Raw genomic sequence first — 17788 nt, 5'->3', positions numbered from 1 at the left:
CGAGGCGTTCGCTGAAGCTGCCAGCGCCTGCCTCGAAGACACCAGCCTGCAGGCCACATGACCGCACCGCCGGACGCCTCTACCGGTCCCTGTTCCTGATCAGTCGATTCGTGGGCCGTGTTTTGGGTTCGGATTCCTGTGCGCGTCCTGCACGGTGATGATCAAGATGTGGGGCGAGGGGAGCTTTCTGATGAGCAGTGGTCGGTGCTGGAGTCGTTGCTACCTGCAGCAGCTCCGCACCGCACGGGCCCCGACCGAGTCCCTCGGCCGACCGTCCGTCAGGTCACCGCCTGGCTGACGCGCCACCCCGACGGACTCACCCAGGACGACAAGCTGCGCGGACTGCGGCGAGTCCTGGCCTGGTCATGCAGTTGTCACCGAGTGGCCTCCCAGGCCGTCCACAACCCGGCGTACACACCACCGGCATCAACCAGCTCTCCGTGGGTGCCGGTCTCGATGATCCGACCGTGCTCCATCACCATGATCCGGTCGCAGGTTGCTGCTTGGGAGAGACGGTGCGCGACTACGACTGCGGTGCGCCCGGCGAGGACAGCATCAGCAGCGCGGTCGAGCTGTCCGGCGTAGGCGGAGCCGGCCTCGGCGGTCGCTTCGTCGAGGATCACCAGATCAGCGTCCGCGAGCAGCAGGCGGGCGAGGGCGAGTTGCTGCGCCTGTGCGTCGGTGAGCGGGTGTCCTCCGACACCCAGCAGGGTGTCCAGCCGGTCGGGGAGAACATCGAGGACCGATGCAGCGCCGGTGGCTTCCAGCGCTGCATGGAGGTCGCGGTCGGTGGCCCCGGGCGCGGCGAGGGTGAGGTTGTCGCGCAGGGTGCTCGCGAAGACGTGGACCTCCTGGGTGATCATCGTGGTACGGCTGGGGCGAGTCACCCTCCCGGCCTCGGGCAGGTGGGTGCCGGCGATGAGGCCGGCGAGCGTGGTCTTGCCCGCCCCGGACACGCCGACGACGGCCACGCGCTGACCGGACGGGATGTCGAGGGTGATGTCGTCGAGCACCCGTGGCCCTTCGCCGTAACGGAACGACACCTCGTTGAGTCGTACGGCGGCGCTCGCGGCCTGCGCTGGGACATCCGACGAGCCGAACGCAATCGTGACGACCCCGATCATGCGGCTCAGCGAGGCGAGGGCGGACTGGAGGGTGTCGATGACCAGCAGCAGCTGGTTGACCGGTCCGAGCAGGCGTAGCACGAGCAGCATGGCGGTGGTGGCGCCGCCGACGGTTGATGCGTTGTGGTCGATGAGGACGAAGCCGACGACGAGTACGGCGGCCAGGCTCAGGCACTCCCCGAGGTTGAGCCGGGCATTGAGCATGCTCAGCACGGTGCGTGCACGGAGCGACTGCCCCGCGACGCGCCAGGAGTCCGTCATCACGGCCCGGTGTCGTTGTTCGGCGAGCCCGAAGCCGAGCACGGTGGCGTAGCCGCGCTGGGACTCGAGGATCTGCTGGGCACGCGCGCTCATCGCCGTGCGCTCGGCGCGGTAGACCCCCAGTCCGATGCGCAGGTACCACCGCACGGCCAGCACGTAGACCGGCAGTACGACGGCGAAGGCGGCCGCGTAGGGCCATTCCAGTGCCGCGAGCCCGCCCAGCGACACGACGATGGTGAAGGCGGTGACGGTGAGCACCGGGATCACGGCGGGGGCGGCGTCGGCGACCGCGGTGACGTCGTCGCTGGACCGCGAGATCAGGTCTCCGGTGCCGGCGCGCTCGACGTGGTGCTGTGGGAGCGTCATGGCGCGGCTCACGAGTTCCTCGCGCAGCGCGGCGAGGATGGAGTGGTAGACGCGGGTGGCGAGCACGATCGTCAGCGCGGTGCCCGCGGCACCGAGGACCGCCGAGAGCACCATGGCGGCCGTGACCGTCAGCACTGTGGCGAGGTCCGCGGTGCCGGCCTGCACGCGGTCGACGAGGTATCCGATCGCCGCGGAGACGATCAGCTCGACGCCGGTGCTGACGATCCCCAGCACTCCGGTCGCGGTGAGCCGGAGCCGGTACCCGCGGCTGAGCCGCCACACCTCCCGGAGCGTCTCGCGGCCGCTCGCGACGGGCAGCCCGGGCGGCCCGGCATCGGAAGCCGTGGTCTCGGCCACGACGGAAGTGCCGTTCACAGCGCCGTCCTTGAGAGTGCGGGTACGTCGTCAGGCAACTCGACGACGCGGTCGCAGGCAGCGAGCAGCGCCGGGGCCGAGGCGATCAACAGCGTCGAGCGGCCTGCCCGGACAGCACGCAGGCGGCCCGCGATCGTGTGCTCGGTGACCGAGTCGACCGCGGTGGTCGGGTCGTGCAGCACGAGCACCGGCGCGTCGCTCGCCAGGGCGCGGGCGAGCGCGACCCGTTGGCGCTGGCCGCCCGAGAGCCGGTTGCCGCCCTCGCCGACCGGGACGTCGAGGTCGGCCGCGAAGTCGTCGCAGGCGGCGGCCCGCACCGCCGCGTCCACCCGCTCGGGCGCGCCCGCGATCACGGCGACGTTGTCGCGGAGGGTGCCGCTGAACAGCGTGACGCGGTGCGGCGCGACGGTGACCCGGGCGCGGTACTCGACCGGGGACAGCTCCCTGGCCGCGATCCCGTCGAGCCGCGCCTCGACCGCTCCCTCGGGCCGCGGGTCCAGCAGCGCCTCGACGACACGGGCGGCGGTCCGGTCGTCGGCGCGCACGCCGACGAGCTCGCCGGGCTCGACCCGGATCGTCACGCCGGGCCCGGAGACGCCCGGCACGACCACGTCCAGTTCCGGCAGCGCGGTGACCTCCTGTCGGGTCGCGTCATCGGGCCCGGCCGTCGGCGTGGCGTTGTCCCGCAGCACGTCGAGGACACGCACGGACGAGGCGCGGGCGCCGGCGAGGTTGGGGATGGACGTGCTCGCGATGGCCTGGATCTGCGGCAGCAGCGCCTGGGCGAGGCCGACGGCGGTGATCAGCCCGCCGATGCTGAGCTGTCCGTCCACGGCGAACCAGCCGGCCAGCCCCAGCACCGCGGCGACGAACGTGCCGCTGACCACGCCCGAGCCCACAAGGAACCTCCCCAGCAGGCCCGCGTTGCGCCTGGCGCCGACAAGGGTCTTTTGGCTTGCCTGCCGGTACCGGCTGGTTGCCTCGGCCTCGGCACGCATCCCCTTGATCACCCGGTAGCCGGCTACCAGGTCCGTGGCCTGTCCGACCGTGGAGGCCAGCAGCCCCTGGTACTCGCGGGTGTCCCGGGAGAGCCGCTCGCTGAGCACGCCCATCGACCAGACCGCGACCGGCGCCCCGAACAGCACCACGAGTCCGAGCAGCCAGTGCGTCGCCAGCAGCGATACCGCGATGAATCCGATGGCCGTGACCCTGGAGACCGGGATGATGGTCAGGATCACCGCGTTGGACAGGCGCGCGACGTCGCTCGTCATCACCGAGACCACGTTGCCGCCCGGCGCACGGGCGGTGCCGCCGACCGGGTGCAGCACGCCCGTGGAGAGGGTGCCGCGGAGTCGGTGCTGCAGTACCTGCACCGCGTGGGCGGTCAGCCGCAGCGAGAGCCTCGCGGCCGACGTCAGCGCGACGTAGAGGGCCACCAGCACGCCGAGCCACAGGACCAGCTGTCCCTCGTCCCCGGTCGCAACGGCCCGGTCGATCGCGAGTCCCATCACCAGCGGGACCGCGGACTCGCCCACCTGCCACACGATCGCCAGCAGCATCGCGGGAACGCTGATCCGCCTCACCGAGAAGATCACGCGCAGCAGGAACCGGCCCGGGGTGGTCCCCGGCCCGGACTCGAACGGCCGAGCGTCGAGCGGCTCGGCGGGAGCGAGCAGGAGCACCGGCAGCCGGCGGGTCAGCGGTCCTCGCCCCAGTCCTGAAGGGTCGGCGCCCGAGAAGCGCAGGCAGTTCCTCATGCCTGGCTCCGATCCCCGCTCGGGAGCGGGAAGCACCAGAGCAGGGCATCGGCGAACATCCCTCGCCACCATGCGTAGTCGTGTCCCCCGGCGAACTCTCTGTACAGGGTGTCGTAGCCCTTCCCGGTGAGTACGTGGTCCAGCCAGCGGCTGTGGGTGTTCGAGCTCTCCAGCTCACCGACGTCGTGGAAGATGCGGACCGGTGCCGCTTCCGCGGCCAGGCAGTCGGCGATCAGTGTCGGTACGGGGGTACGGCGCAGCAGCTCGCCCGCCCCGGTGCCCCACCTGAGGTCAGGGTGGTACCCGCACGACGGGGACTGGAGGATGGCGTTGCCGAACGTCGTCGGGTGGTGGAGCGCGGTCCAGCCGGCACACAGACCACCGAAGCTCTCGCCGGCCAGCGCGACGTCACCGGGGTCCCGCGAGAGCGGATACCGCTGGTGGAGCCACGGCAGCAGTTCCTGGACCAGCATCCGGGAGAACGCCGGGTTGCAGAGCAGCTCCTTGTCGCGCCGCCGTGCGGGCTGGCCGACGAGGACCACCGCGCAGGGTCGGACCAGTCCCGCCCGGACCAGGGCGTCACGAACGCTGGGCGCGCTGTGGTCCGGCGTCCCGTCCAGATGGATCACGAAGGGCAGCGCGCTCTCGTCCGGGAACTCTCCCGGGGGCATCGAGACCCAGATCCGGCGTTCGTCTCCCAGGAGCTCGCTCGCCAGCACGGCTGCTTCCACCGCCGGGGCAGGCCGTGCTTCGGCCTGATCGAGCCAGGGCAACGGCCCCGCGTCGGGCAGCACGGCCACCGAGGCTCCGGAGAACCGCTCCACCGAGCACTCGGAGAACCTCGGTGGCGGGTTGAACGGGTCCGGAACCCGTACGTCCTCACTCGTCGTCGAACGTCGTGCGAACACGTACGAGAAGCGCAGGTCGGAACGCATCCGCAGGGTGCGAACGCGGAACGGTGTCCCCGCCACCGGGGCGAACTCCCCCTCGATCGGGTTGAAGCCGATTCTGGGGCCGATCACCACCGAGAGAGTGACCGTCGTGCCGTCTCCGGGCTCGTCGACGAACGTCACGTCCACCTCGTCCGCGGAGACCCGCTCGACAAGCGGTGCACCCGTGTCCTTGAGGTGCCGTCGGAACCTTTCCGGGCTCCACTCACCGGTCGACAGCTTCTCGACCAACGGATCAGCCATTTGTCGCGCTCTCCATGTCGGTGTTGTCAGCGGACCTTCGTCGGGTTCGTTCGCGGCCGAGCGGTACCACCTGGGGGCTGCCGGCCACCGGATCGGGCACCACCAGGCAGCGCAGACCGAACACCTCCTCGACCAGCTCGGCCGTGACGACCTCGTCCGGAGGACCCTCGGCGACCACGGCGCCGTCCTTCATGGCGATCAGGTGGGTGCCGTAGCGGGCGGCCTGGTTGAGGTCGTGCAGGACGGCGACCAGGGTGTGGCCGACATCGTGCAGGTCGGTGAACAGTTCCAGCAGCTCGATCTGGTGGGTGATGTCGAGGAAGGTGGTCGGTTCGTCGAGCAGCATGATGTCGGTGTGCTGCGCGAGCGCCATCGCCACCCACACGCGCTGGCGCTGCCCGCCGGACAGCTCGTCCACCGGGCGCCCGGACAGGTCGGCGACCGAGGTCTGGTGCATCGCTCTCAGCACGGCCCGCTCGTCGTCCTCGGTCCACTGCCGGACGAACCCCTGATGGGGGTACCGTCCCCGGCCCACGAGGTCGGCGACGGTGATCCCGTCCGGGGCGATCGAGGTCTGCGGCAGCAGTCCGACGCGCCGCGCCACCTCTTTGGTCCTGTAGGAGTTGATGTCGGCACCGTCGAGGACGACCTGCCCGGCCGACGGCTTCAGCAGTCGGGACAGGCTGCGCAGCAGGGTGGACTTGCCGCACGCGTTCGGGCCGACGATGACCGTGAACGACTCGTCGGGGATCGCCACCGAGAGGTGCTCGGAGATGATCCGCCTGTCGTAGCCGATCGTCGCCGACTCCACACGGAGGCGCGCGGTGTCGGGCGGGGTCGCGCTCACAGGCGTCTCCTGGCTTCGGTGAACAGCAGGTATCCGAGGTAGCCGCCGCCGAGCACGACGGTGATGATGCCGACCGGCAGTGGGGTGGGGGCGACGTGCTGGGCGAGGTAGTCCGACACCAGACACAACAGCGCGCCGACGAAGGCGGCGGGGGCGAGGGTGATTCCGGCCGTGCGGGCGAGCCGTCGTCCGATCTGCGGGGCGACCAGGGAGATGAACACGATCGGCCCCGACGCGGCCGTGACCGTCGCCGTCAACGCCACTCCCACCAGGATCAGGCCGAGGCGTACGGGCGCGAGCCGTACCCCTTGTGAGGCGGCCACGTCGTCACCCAGCTCCATCTGCCGCATCGGCCGGCTCAACATCCCGGCCAGCAGCAGGAGTACGGCGACGCAGGCGCCGCCGATGACGACCTGGCCCCAGGACACGCCGTTGAGCGACCCGGCACGCCACGCGGCCGCGGACATCGCCTGGTTCAGGTCGGCCTTGAGGATCAGCCAGGTGTTGAGCGACCCGAGCATCGCCGAGACGCCGATACCGACGACGATCAGCCGGAACCCCTGCACCCCTCGTCGGTGGGCGAGCACGTACACGGCCACCGCGGTGGCCATCCCGCCCAGCAGTGCCCCGCCGACCAGCTGCACGTAGGTGCCGTTGACGACCAGGATCACGATCAGTGCGCCGGTGTAGGAGCCTTCGGAGAGCCCGATGATGCCGGGGTCGGCGAGAGGGTTGCGCAGCAGCGACTGGAAGAGCGCCCCGCTCACCCCCAGGGCTGCGCCGAACACCACCGCCGCGGCCACTCGGGGCAGCCGCCACTCGACCACGATGTCGTGGACGATGCCGGTCTCCCGGCCGGTCAGCGCGGAGAGCACCTGCCCGGGGCTCAGCGCGTACGAGCCGGTCATCAGCGCGAGCACCGCCGTACCGGTGATCGCGACCGCAAGCACCGCGCAGACGACGGCCGAGCGCCACCGAAGCAGTATCGCGATCCGCCGGTGCCGCAGCACCAGCACCCGCAGGCCGAAATCCACCGGCGGAATGTGCGTGTTCATAGTCCGCTCGATTTCTTCCGCCGCGCCAGCGCGACGAGAACGGGGGCGCCGACGAAGGCGGTGACGATACCCACGGGGATCTCGCCGGGTCTCATCACGACGCGGCCGAGAATGTCGGAGACCAGCAGCAGGCTCGGGGCCAGGAGGATGCTGTAGGCGAAGATCCAGCGCTGGTCCGGGCCAACCATCCAACGGGCCACGTGCGGCACCATGAGGCCGACGAATGCGATGGGTCCGGCGATCGCGGTGGCGCCGCCGGCGAGGAGGGTGAGTGCGATCACCGCGAGCACCCGGGTGCGTGCCAGCCGGACCCCCTGGGCGATCGCCAGCTCGTCGCCCAGGGCCACAGCGTTGAGCGGGCCCGACACCGCGAAGGCCAGGACGAGTGCCACCGCGAAGAACGGCACGACCGGCCACACGACCTCGAGCGGGCGGCCCGCGATCGACCCGGCGTTCCAGTTCCGCATCGCGTCGAAGGCGTCCGGGTCGGTCAACTGGAGTGCCTCTCTGGCGCCGCCGAGCACGGCGCCGACGCAGACTCCGGCGAGCACCATGACCACCGGCGAGGAGCCCTGTCGTGTCGACCCGAGGGCGAGCACCAGGAGTGTGACGATCAATGCCCCCGCGAACGCGAACCACATGTAGCCCTGGACGTCGCGGACGCCGAGCAGGCCCACGGCGACCGTCACCGCGAAGGAGGCGCCGGCATGGACGCCGAGGACACCCGGATCGGCCAGGGGATTGCGGGTGAGCGCCTGGATCAACGCGCCCGACAGACCGAGGGCGACGCCGACGACCAGACCCACGATCGTGCGCGGCAGACGGAAGTCGCGGATCGCGAACTGGTCGGTGTCGGCCGAGGAGTGGAACAGCGCGTCCCACACCACTGACGGCGCGATCGCCGTCGAACCGATCATGACACTCAGCACCAGCAGGATCACCAGCACCACCAGCGCGACGACCAGGCCGAGCAGACGACGACGCGGTCCGGGCACCGTTTCGGTGCCCGGACCGTCCTGCCGCAGGACGAGGGCTGTCACTGCTTGCCGGGGAGGGTAGCCAGTGCGCTGTCGAGCGAGTCCAGGTATCGATTGACGGGCCCGTAGGAGTTGTTGCCGGGGCAGAAGACGCCCAGCGCTCGACCGGAGCTCACTGCGGGCAGCGCCTTCCAGGTGTTGGTCTCGACCACCGGCTTGAAGGGCGCTGTCGGCTTGCCGCCGGCGTCGACGGGGTAGGTGATCACGTCGTACTCGGACAGCTCACTGATCTGCTCGAACGGCAGGGACTCGTAGGCCAGGGGGTCCTTGCCCTCGGCCGCCTCGGGGAGGTCCAGGCCGATGTCGTCACGGGCGATCTCGGAGCAGCCGATGTCCGCGATGTAGAACGTTCCGGGATCGCTCCAGTCTCCGCGGGAGACGTCGACGAACGAGGTGTCCTTGATGATCTTGCCGTAGGTCTCCTGGATCTTGGCGACCTTCTCCTTGAACTCCGCCTTCTGCTGCTTGAGCGCATCCGCGACGTTGCCGGCCCCCGCGATCGCGTCGGCGAAGGCCTTCCACTCGGTGTCGAGCCCCCAGGACACGGTCGGGGCGATTGCCTCAAGCTGCTTGCCGACCTTGTCCCAATCGTCCGACGAGAACTGGACCAGGATGAGGTCCGGCTTGAGGGCGGCGAGCTTCTCGAGGTCCACCTCACCACCACTGGTGCCGATGATCTCGGCTGCCTCATAGGCAGTCCTCTGTTCCTCCGGCAGCACGTCGAGCTCGGACCCGGACGCCTCGGTGACGCCCACCGGCTCGCCACCCAGATCGATGAACGGGAGGTTCGTGTTGCCGATGGTGACGATTCGCTTGGGGGCGGCCGGAACTTCGATGGTGCCGTTCTCGGCCTTGACGCTGCGGGTCTCGGCGGCCTTGTCGCTGCGGGTCCCGGCGGCCTTGTCGCCGGTGTCGTCGCCGTCACCGCCGCAGGCGGTGAGGACGAGCGACGCGCTCATCAGTGCGGCAGCAACGGCTGCGCCGCGTCTCATCAGGGGGGCGTTGCTCATGGGTGTTCTCTTCTTCTCGGTGTGGAGTGGTTCAGTCGGTGGTGGAGCGGAGGAGCTCATGGACGGTGGCGCCCAGGCCGACGGTGTGCGCCGACCTGCGCGTGAGGCCGGCCCGGGCGATGACGGCGTCCAGTTCCGCTGCGGTGCGAAGGCCTGAGCCGTGGCAGACCAGGCCGATCAGGTCCGCCTCGCCGTCGTGCTCGTCGAGGTCGTCGGTGTCGAAGACCTCCTCGATCAGCAGCACCCGTCCGCCGCGGACGAGGTTCTCGGCTGCCCGGCGCAGCGCGTGAGCGGCGTCGGCGTCGGGCAGGGTCTTGAAGGCGCGGCTGATGAGCACGGCGTCGGCTTTTGGGCTCGGCTCGAAGACGGACTGCTCCAGCACGCTGACCCGCGTGCGTTGCTGCTCGTCGGGAATCGTGGCGGGCAGGTCGCGGCGCAGCCAGTCGGCCTGGGTGGGCAGGGCGCAGATCGTCACGCGCAGGTTCTCGTGGGCTGCGACGTACTCACGGGCGTGGGCGCCGGCACCTCCGGAGTGGATCACCAGGTGCTGGACTCCGGCAAGCAGGTCGGACGTGGCGATCGGTTCGGCCAGAGCGGGCTGGAACTTCGCCAGGCGCTCCAGGTGACGGTCCTCGTAGTCCTGCTCGGCTCGCACGTCGTCAAAGGTCTGGCCGGTGACCGAGGCGTAGGCGGGCCGGCCGGTGCGGACCGACTCCGTGAGGCCGTGGATCCCGAGCATCTCGCGACCGACCACCCCAGCGGAGTGGAGCCGGTCGGCGATGAACTCGAGAGTGAGGACGTCGCCGACCGGCGTCAGGGCGTAGTGACCCGGTTCTGTCTCGGTCACCACGTCCAGGGTGTGCAGGTAACGCAGCAGCTTGCCCAGAGCGCGCTCGTCGGCGCCGACCTTGGCGGCCAACTCGGTCACGCCGGTCACGCCGCGGGAGACCAGATCGGGAACGCCCAGCTCGACGGCGGTGCGGATCGCGATCGGCGCGACGAGCTCGGTCAGGTCGTGGAGCTTCTGGAACGGGGTGACCGTCCTCTCCGGGTCGGGTACCGCCCCGTCGGTCTCCAGTGCGACGACCTCGGAGCGACGCCAGTAGCCGGCGAAGTCGATGTCCTCCTTGGGCACGCCCCGGTCCTCGACCAGGTGCCGGCGGATGTCCCGGACGGCCGTGTGCTCGCCGGCCAGCCACGCGAACGCCTGGCCCGACCACCATTCCGCACTGCGGACGGTCTCGGTGAGCAGCGACACGGTCCCGGCCGTTGCGCCGGGGCGGACCAGCCACGTCACGTCGACCCCGGGCAGCTCGCGCAGCTCCTGGCGGTGGGCGTCCTCGGCGATCTCGATGAACACCTGTGCCCGGGCGTCGGGCGGGAGCTCGTCGAGCAGGCGGCCGATCGCGGGGAGCGCGGTGTCGTCGCCTGCCACGAGCAACCAGTCGGCGCCGGTCGGGAACGCCTTGGACGTGCTCGGGCCGCTGAGGTGGATCCGGTCACCCGGCTGAGTGCGATAGGCCCACGTCGTTCCCGCGCCCACCCCGTGCTTGACGAAGTCCACGTCCAGCTCGCCGGCCTCGGGGTCCCAGCGGCGGACCGTGTAGAGCCTCGACAGCGGTCGAGGATCCTTGGGCACGATCAACTTGGCCTCGCCCTGGACCGGGAGCACCGGATCGCGCTGACCTGGGTACGGGAAGTAGAACCCGAGGTCGTCGTCGAAGCCCGGGGACTCGAAGGGCGGCCGCACGAGGCCGTCCGCAGTGGTGAACGCACGCAACTGTTCGCCGCTCAGCGTGACCCGCCGCATCCCCGGGGTGATGTCGACAGTCCGGACCACCTCGACCTCACGCAGCGTCGGCGAGTGCACGGTGAGTCGGCGCGAGGTTCTGGGCATGCGAGGAACTGACCTTTCCGGTCGCTTCGAGGGCAGGAGTCGCACACCGGCATCGGGAGGGCGCGCACTGCTAAAGTTAGGTGAACCTTACCTGCGATGGTGTGCGCAGACTGCCGTAGAGTTAGGACATGGTGGTCCCCTCCTCGTTCGCCATAGGCGCCGGCGACCCACCGCCGATTCCGACCGCGCGGTTGGGTTCGGCAGATGCGCCCGCTCGACCGCTGCTGCTCTGGGTTCGCACCGGCGTGGCGCAGGTGCGCCTCGACGGCGGGCCGGCGCTCCACCTCAAGGCCGGCGAAGGCGCCTGGATTCCCGCAGATGGCTGGGCAGAGCGGGCGATCATCACTGAGCCAGGCACTGTCGCCTTCCCGCTGTGGCCCCACGCCGGCGTCGGCGCCTGGGGGCTGTCGGAACTGACGCGGTTCGACGTTCCCAGTGGCTGGCAGGACTGGTTGATCCAGCTCTTCAACCTGCAGGTCACTCCTTTCAGCGGCCGCGGGTACTCACCCGAGGCGATCGAGGAGCTCCTTCGGCGTCCTGGCTCGCGCTCGCCGACGCCCGTCGGGGTCGGGCGAAATCCGAGCTCAGAGGGGTTCGCCTCGCCGGCAATGCCGCGAGCCCTCGGCGCCAGGGCAGTCGCCGAGGAACTGATGCGCGACCCCGCGCTCGACCTCACGGTCGAGCAATGGGCTGCGCGGGTGCTCTCCAGCGCGCGCACCCTTCGCCGTGACTTCCTCGCCGACACCGGGCTCACGTTCGAGCAGTGGCGGCTGCTCTGCCGACTCGGCGCTGCCGTGGAGTTCCTCGCTGCCGGCTACGACGTGGACCAGGTGGCCGCTCGAGTGGGCTTCGCCAGCCGCAACGGCCTCACGCGAGCCTTCAAGGGACGGTTCGGACTGACCCCCCACGAGTTCGGACGGGAGCTCTCCGCCCGACCCGGCGCCGGCGGACTGGCGCAACGGGCAGCGATGGCACGGCAGAGCGACGACCTGATCCGGATGATGGGCAAGACAGGCACTCCCGCTGCGCCCGAGATGCTGCCCCCGGCCAGCACGCCGTCGCACACCAACGACATCCACGTCCTCAGCTGGATGTACCGAGGCAGCGGGTACCTGGACATCGGCGACAAACGGTACGAGCGGGAGCGAGGGGTAGCGACCTGGATCCCCGCAGAAGTGGAGCATGTCACCGGCCTCCGCGAGAACTCCGTCTCCCTGCCGTTGGGCAACGCGAGCACCGGCGACCTCCAACTGGCAGTGCCGCTGCATGTGCGATTCTCGCCTGCGTGGGACGACTACTTGATGTTCTGCTCGATCAGCGCCCGGTCCGGACTGCGTCCTGACGACCACAACCCCCGCCACATTCTCGACCTGTTCGCGGAACAGGTTGCCGCGCAGCGAGCGCTGTCGGTGCCGATGCCCACGAATCCGCGCGCGCGTGCTGTCGCGTTGGAATGCTTGCGTCGTATCGGCGAGCCTGGCGGGACGCATAGTCTTGATGTCGGTGCTGAGATCCACCGCGCCTTCCGTGACGAGACAGGTATGACACTGGGTCGCTGGCGCTATGCCGCCCGCATGCGCATCGCTCGCGACCTGCTCGCCGGGGGAGCGCCGCCCAGCGCCGTCGCGCGCCGGATCGGGTACGCCCACCTACCCACGTTCAGCGCCGCCTTCTCCCGCTTCCACGGACTGTCTCCGCGCGACTACCAGCAGCGCGAGCCTGAGCGGAACCGGTAGCACCGTTGCTGTCCTGCAAAGCGGCCCTATCCACTGCGATTAAACCCTCAGTCTGCCGTCGTGCGGATGCCCAAGCGGGAAAGTTTGGACCTGCGGTCATTACGGAGGAAGAGCGCGTTTCCTGGCATTGGCGCGGGGCGATGTGCACGGGGTTGCACCTTCCGTAGCGGCATGTGGTCCGGTGGTCTTACGTCCCGGTCCCTTGAGGAAAGGTCCCTGCTCATGCATTCGTCCTTCGTGCCACCCCGCCAGGTCAAGATCGGTGACGCGGCGGCCTTCGCCGGCACCACGCCGCGGGCGATTCGCCATTACCACGAGATCGGCCTGCTCCCCGAGCCTGAGCGGGGCGGCGATGACCGCCGCCGCTACGGGTACGAGGACATGATCCGACTGCTGTGGATTCGCAAGATGGCCGACGCCGGGATCGCCCTGGACGACATCCGTGACGCCTTTACCTCCGGCACGGCTTCCGCCGGTGCGAACGGCGGAGACGGTATCGCGGGGATCCTGGAGCGGTTGGAGGAAACCCTCGCCGAGCAGGAGGCGGAATTGCGGCGGCAGCGGACCGCTGTGCAGCGGATGCGCACCGAAGGCAGCCGGATGGGCCTCCTCTCCGACTTCGTCACCGACCGTCTCAAGAGCCTGCCCGAGGGCTCCCTGCGTCAGGCGGACCTGGACAGTCTGCTGGTCACTGAGCGGATCTTCAGCCCGCTCGGCGCGGCCGTCCAGGCCACCCGCTTCGTCGTCCTGGCTACGCATCCCACTCTGCGAGAGGAATCCGACCGCATCGATGACGCCGAGGAGGCACTCGATGACAGTGTCGCCGTTGATGATCCACGGGTGGCTCAGGTGGCCGTCGAGCGGCACACCTTTGAAAGCGCCCTGCACGCCGTCATCGAGGAATCCGGCCTGGATAAGGACGACGATGCCCTCTTCGACGCCTGGGACGCTTTGCACCCTGCTACCGCCGATGACGGCGAGGACGAGGCCGACCTCAGCTCTGGCAGGCAGGAGGCTGACTCCATGAGCGTGTTCGAAGCCATCGGCAAGATGCCCTACGACTTCTCCCCAGCCCGCCTGCGCTGTATGGAACTGGCTGAAGAACTATCCGCCCGAGAGTCATCCGCTACCTAAAACACGGCCTGGGGCTGAAGGTGGCCGGCACCGCCGTGCAACGGCCGGTGGCACCGGTGTTGGTCCATCGACGGGCGGCGCCGCTTGGCGTACAGGGCGAGTGGGTCGTCGGCATCGACGTGAGGGAGAGCGCGCGACGGCTGGTTCGGCGGTTCGGGATGACTGTGGTTGCCCATGCGCTCGATGGTCTCGGGCCGCGATCGTGGTCGGCCGGGCGGTGGAGAGATCCATCGCCCTCGTACGCATCTCGTCGGCGGCGATCAGTCACCAACAAACCAGACGTATTGATGGGAGCCTTGCTCCGCAGTCCGGCACAAGGCTCGCACCGCGTCAACCCAGGGGCCACCTCGTGCTGCGGGCAGACGGTCCAGCTCCTCAAGCAGCATGGGGGTTTGCCAGGCGTTGAAGACGGTATCCGCGAACGGGCAGACACCGGCGAGCATGGGAAACTGCGACCGGTCGATCTCTGCGAGCGACTCGTCCCAGGCGACACCATGTTCGGACCCAGCTACAACGCTCCCGGACTCGTGACGAACCTGCAGGTTGATCATCGCGTCAAACTATCGCCCGGAGAGCCCACGGCCCATCCATTTTATTGCACACCCAGGTCAATAGGCCGTCACGCGAAGTGACTGCCCACAAGAAGGGGACCAGGGCCCGGCGACGTCGGTTGTTCGCGATGTTGGGAGGCACCCGGATCTACGGTCGGGTGCTGGTCACGAGTTTGACAGCACCGGGTTCCTTGCCAGGGCGCCATCGGGTTGCTCCTGGTGAAGCACACTGCCGAGGTTTTCTGCCAACAGGTTCGGCGCACGGTGTCGGAGTAATCCCTTGCCGGGAAGGGACCCCTCGTGCTGACACTGATCCCATGGTCAGGGCAACGAGGGAAACTCTAGCGGGAGGCGGTGTCGTCCTGGCCGTACCGGACGGCCTGTCAGGCTCGCCCCTTCTGCGCTTTGAGCGGGTTACGGACCGCAAGTGGATTCTCCGGCAGGGTGAACGGCCGCTGATCCAGGGCCGATCGGAGGGCGACGGCTGCTGCCGCGACCTCCACTTGCGCCGCCTGCCCGGCCACCGCTCTCCACTGCCGCCTCTGACCGCCGCGGCGATGCGGACCGGGGCCGACTGGCCGCACCGATACGCGCTGTGGCTGGAGGAGAGAGGGCTCGGCCCACTGCACTACGGGCGCTGGCTGCTGACTCCGCGCTCCACTTTCGTTCCGGGTATCTGGGATTGTGACCTCGTTCAGGACTGGCCGGACGCCACCCTCGAACTGCTCTGCGGGGGTGGCTGGCACGGTGTCTTGCCGCTGCGTCCGCTGCCGGCACCGGACTCCTCGCGCGTGAAGGCGTACCGCAAGCACGCCCGGGAGGGGACCCTCGCCCCGGTCCTGCTGTGGTGGGTGTCCTTTCTGGACGGTTGGCTGCTCCTCGACGGTCATGACCGGGCTGCGGCCGCGCTGGCTGAGGGCATGCAACCGGCCTGCGTGGAACTGTTGCGCGTACCGGACGACGCCGACTGGCGGGCGACCGCCGAGAAGATCACCGAGGCGCACGAGGAACGAGTGGCGCGACTGGCCGAGCGCCCCGCGGGCCCGCACGCTGCACGTGAACGGCAGGTGCTGGACCGGGGCTACGCCGACGTGATCTCCACCTTGGCGTACGACGCGAGCGCCACTCCCGTGTTTGATCGCCCCCGCGGCTGACCACGTCGTGCTGTGCCAATGGCCGCGCGGCCCCTGCCAAGTCCGCACCCTTGCCAGGATTGCTCAGCTCTCATTATCTTGACATCAAGATTCCTTGGTTGAGGGGAGGTTGTGGCTGTGGGAACGCTCGGATACTCCTTGGACGGCCTGCATCACGTGCAGCTTGCGATCCCTCCAGGCGCTGAGGAAACCTGCCGCGAGTTCTGGAGGGACGTTCTGGGCATGACAGAGCTCGAGAAGCCGCCGGTGCTGGCGACTCGCGGTGGGTGTTGGTTCCGAGGTGGTGGCCTGGAGGTCCACTTGGGGGTTGAAGAGGATTTCCGCCCGAACCGGAAGGCGCATCCGGGCATCCTTGTGACCTCGCTCCAGGCGCTCGCCAAACGGATGGAAGACAACGGAATGAGCGTCACCTGGGATGACAACTTTCCTGGACGCGATCGCTTCTATACGTTCGAGAAGCTGGGCAATCGGCTCGAGTTCCTTGAATCGACCGCGGTTGCTGACGTCGCTTGATCAGGGCGTCTTCTTCGTCCAGGCGTCAGTGCGGGGTCCCGCCGGGGAAGGGCGCCGAAGTCTGCCCGTTTCCGCGGGCATCGGAATGAGAAGGCGCTCAGGCGCCGAGGTGAGAGCAGGCAGCGGTTCTGGCGCGCCCGGTCGAGCGATCAGGACGCTGCCCCGGTTTCGGTGTGACCGCCTGCCGCGAAGAGGTGCGGGTCAGTTTTTGGTGGTTGCGGTTCGGTCGCTGGAGGTGTTGGTTCAGTTTCCGGAGCCGACGATGGCGGTGACGCGGATCTCCACGCGCATGGCGGCGAGGCCGAGGACCGTGACTCCGGTCTCGGTCCAGATCGGCGCGCGGCCGTCGAGGCGACGGCGGAACTGCTCGGCCATGACCGAGTTGTGGTCGTCGCCGATGACGTCATCTCCGGCTGCGACCTTGTGGTAGGAGTTGACGTGGATGACGTCCTTCCATGTCGCGCCGACCGTGGCGAGCGTGCGCTCCACGTTGTCGAAGGCCTGGATGATCTCGTCCTCCAGTGAGTCCGGGATGACCAGGTCGTCATCCACCCCGGCCTGGCCGGAGATCTCGACCCGGTCGCCGACGCGGACGGCCCCGCTGTAGCCGAGGCTCTCGTACAGCTTCTCGCCGTAGCCCGGAACGACGCCGAAGGTGACGGTGCTCATGATGCTTCCTCTTTCTGTCCGTAGGGGAGTGCGTTTCCTCTCGCGTGAGTTCACGCGTAAAGTAAAACTAGCACACGATGACTTCAAGCGTAAAGTGATGGCGGACTTCGCCGGAGGGCGGGAAGATCCATGAGAAGCACGGGAGAGCCCATGAGTGGCACGGTCGAACACGAGGACGACGCGGAGCTGCGGTGGCTCGACGAGCAGGAGAAGGCGGCGTGGACGGGGCTGATCTCCCTTGTCCTGCTGCTGCCCGGCAAGCTGGAGTCGCCGCTGCGGCAGGAACACGGCCTCACCCTGTTCGAGTACCTCGTGCTCAGCCACCTCTCCGAGGCTCCGCAGCGCAAGCTGCGGATGGGAGAACTCGCCTTCCTCGCCAGCGGGTCGCTCTCCCGCCTGTCCAACGTCACCAAACGCTGTGAACGGCGCGGCTGGGTCCTGCGGACACCCGACCCGGCCGACGGCCGCTACACCCTCGCCGAACTCACCGACGCCGGCTTCGACATCGTGCACCTGGCAGCGCCCACACACCTGCGCGCCGTACGCCGCATCGTCCTCGACTCGCTCAACACGACCGACCAGAAGGCCCTCGCCCGCATCGCACAAAAACTCCGCATCATCCCCGACGACTTCGGCTGACAGCGGTCCCACGCAACGAGAAGGGGCTTCTGGACCTCTGGGCGTGACGGCGTGTCAGTTCTCTTTGATGCTGGCTGAAGGAGGTGCGAGGCAGCTCGGGCAAGCGCTGCCATATACCGGCCTCGTTCCAGTCCCGAAGCCGTCGCCAGCAGGTCATCCCCAAGCCGAAGCCCAGCTCCTGAGACCGGGGCAGGGTCGGTACGGCAGCAAGCACCACCTGATCGTCGGGGCGCACTCCATCCCGCTCGCGGCAAGCACCACCGGCGGCAACCGCAACTACGTCACCCAACTGATCCCGCTGATCCAGGCCGTCCCGCCGATCCGCGGTAAGCGCGGCCAGCCACTGTGCCTCCCCAGGAGTCTGTACGCCGACCGCGGCTATGACCACGAGGTCTGCTGGGACACGGTCCGCCGGTTCCAGATCACTCCGCACATTGCTCGCTCACCCGGCGTAGCACCGGGCACGGCTC

The 17788-nt window shown here is 69.1% G+C and carries 15 protein-coding genes and 2 pseudogenes; 6 read left to right on the top strand and 11 right to left on the bottom strand.

All coding sequences use genetic code 11. The annotated features are described in order from the left end of the window. Positions 1-374: 374 nt before the first annotated feature. From OG718_RS04875 to OG718_RS04840, 8 genes are read right to left on the bottom strand one after another with little or no spacing between them, the layout of a single operon-like run. A complete protein-coding gene (locus tag OG718_RS04875; RefSeq protein ID WP_328843373.1) occupies positions 375-2126 on the bottom strand; it encodes an ABC transporter ATP-binding protein in 1752 nt (583 codons plus the stop codon). Beyond that, positions 2123-3883 (bottom strand): ABC transporter ATP-binding protein, encoded by a 1761-nt coding sequence (locus OG718_RS04870; protein WP_328843372.1) that lies wholly within the window; start codon positions 3881-3883, stop codon positions 2123-2125. Before OG718_RS04870 ends, OG718_RS04875 begins: the two co-directional genes overlap by 4 nt. Next, positions 3880-5076, bottom strand: a complete 1197-nt coding sequence (locus OG718_RS04865; protein ID WP_328843371.1) for an alpha/beta hydrolase — start codon at positions 5074-5076, stop codon at positions 3880-3882. Before OG718_RS04865 ends, OG718_RS04870 begins: the two co-directional genes overlap by 4 nt. Beyond that, entirely contained in the window at positions 5069-5923 is an 855-nt protein-coding gene (locus tag OG718_RS04860; protein ID WP_260695946.1) for an ABC transporter ATP-binding protein, read from the bottom strand. The genes OG718_RS04865 and OG718_RS04860 overlap by 8 nt, the downstream gene beginning before the upstream one ends. After that, positions 5920-6978, bottom strand: coding sequence for a FecCD family ABC transporter permease (locus tag OG718_RS04855; RefSeq protein ID WP_143644781.1), 1059 nt, complete (start codon positions 6976-6978; stop codon positions 5920-5922). The genes OG718_RS04860 and OG718_RS04855 overlap by 4 nt, the downstream gene beginning before the upstream one ends. Continuing rightward, positions 6975-8018: a FecCD family ABC transporter permease gene (locus tag OG718_RS04850; RefSeq protein WP_328843370.1), complete on the bottom strand. Its 1044-nt coding sequence runs from the start codon at positions 8016-8018 to the stop codon at positions 6975-6977. The genes OG718_RS04855 and OG718_RS04850 overlap by 4 nt, the downstream gene beginning before the upstream one ends. Beyond that, on the bottom strand, positions 8015-9025 hold the full coding sequence (locus OG718_RS04845; RefSeq protein WP_328843369.1) for an ABC transporter substrate-binding protein: 1011 nt from the start codon (positions 9023-9025) through the stop codon (positions 8015-8017). Before OG718_RS04845 ends, OG718_RS04850 begins: the two co-directional genes overlap by 4 nt. A 31-nt stretch (positions 9026-9056) precedes the next feature. Then, positions 9057-10922: a siderophore-interacting protein gene (locus OG718_RS04840; RefSeq protein ID WP_328843368.1), complete on the bottom strand. Its 1866-nt coding sequence runs from the start codon at positions 10920-10922 to the stop codon at positions 9057-9059. Positions 10923-11050: 128 nt separating this feature from the next. On the opposite strand from OG718_RS04840, the gene OG718_RS04835 reads away from it, so the two are divergent. After that, positions 11051-12658, top strand: a complete 1608-nt coding sequence (locus OG718_RS04835; RefSeq protein WP_328843367.1) for an AraC family transcriptional regulator — start codon at positions 11051-11053, stop codon at positions 12656-12658. 222 nt (positions 12659-12880) lie between these two features. Further along, a complete protein-coding gene (locus tag OG718_RS04830; protein ID WP_328843366.1) occupies positions 12881-13792 on the top strand; it encodes a MerR family transcriptional regulator in 912 nt (303 codons plus the stop codon). A 260-nt stretch (positions 13793-14052) separates the two neighbouring features. On the opposite strand, the gene OG718_RS04825 is transcribed toward OG718_RS04830, so the two are convergent. After that, positions 14053-14343 (bottom strand): hypothetical protein, encoded by a 291-nt coding sequence (locus tag OG718_RS04825; RefSeq protein ID WP_328843365.1) that lies wholly within the window; start codon positions 14341-14343, stop codon positions 14053-14055. Between the two features lie 317 nt (positions 14344-14660). Between OG718_RS04825 and OG718_RS04820 the strand changes: the two genes are divergently transcribed. Then, complete coding sequence (locus tag OG718_RS04820; RefSeq protein WP_328843364.1) at positions 14661-15497, top strand: hypothetical protein; 837 nt, start codon at positions 14661-14663, stop codon at positions 15495-15497. 117 nt (positions 15498-15614) lie between these two features. Beyond that, positions 15615-16010, top strand: a complete 396-nt coding sequence (locus tag OG718_RS04815; protein ID WP_443054900.1) for a glyoxalase — start codon at positions 15615-15617, stop codon at positions 16008-16010. A 243-nt stretch (positions 16011-16253) separates the two neighbouring features. On the opposite strand, the gene OG718_RS04810 is transcribed toward OG718_RS04815, so the two are convergent. Beyond that, positions 16254-16679: a Rid family hydrolase gene (locus OG718_RS04810; RefSeq protein WP_328843363.1), complete on the bottom strand. Its 426-nt coding sequence runs from the start codon at positions 16677-16679 to the stop codon at positions 16254-16256. Positions 16680-16808: 129 nt separating this feature from the next. On the opposite strand from OG718_RS04810, the gene OG718_RS04805 reads away from it, so the two are divergent. Further along, a complete protein-coding gene (locus OG718_RS04805) occupies positions 16809-17318 on the top strand; it encodes a MarR family winged helix-turn-helix transcriptional regulator (RefSeq protein WP_443054899.1) in 510 nt (169 codons plus the stop codon). Positions 17319-17409: 91 nt separating this feature from the next. Here OG718_RS04805 and OG718_RS04800 read toward each other — a convergent pair. Beyond that, positions 17410-17496 (bottom strand): annotated as a pseudogene (locus tag OG718_RS04800) (IS5/IS1182 family transposase); the annotation flags it as partial. 12 nt (positions 17497-17508) lie between these two features. Between OG718_RS04800 and OG718_RS04795 the strand changes: the two are divergent. Continuing rightward, positions 17509-17784 (top strand): annotated as a pseudogene (locus OG718_RS04795) (transposase); the annotation flags it as partial. Positions 17785-17788: the final 4 nt, after the last annotated feature.

Source organism: Streptomyces sp. NBC_00258, from assembly GCF_036182465.1.
In the GTDB taxonomy this organism is placed as follows: Bacteria; Actinomycetota; Actinomycetes; order Streptomycetales; family Streptomycetaceae; genus Streptomyces.
Note: the sequence above shows the minus strand (reverse complement) of the source record. Positions and strands in the feature narration are given on the sequence as shown.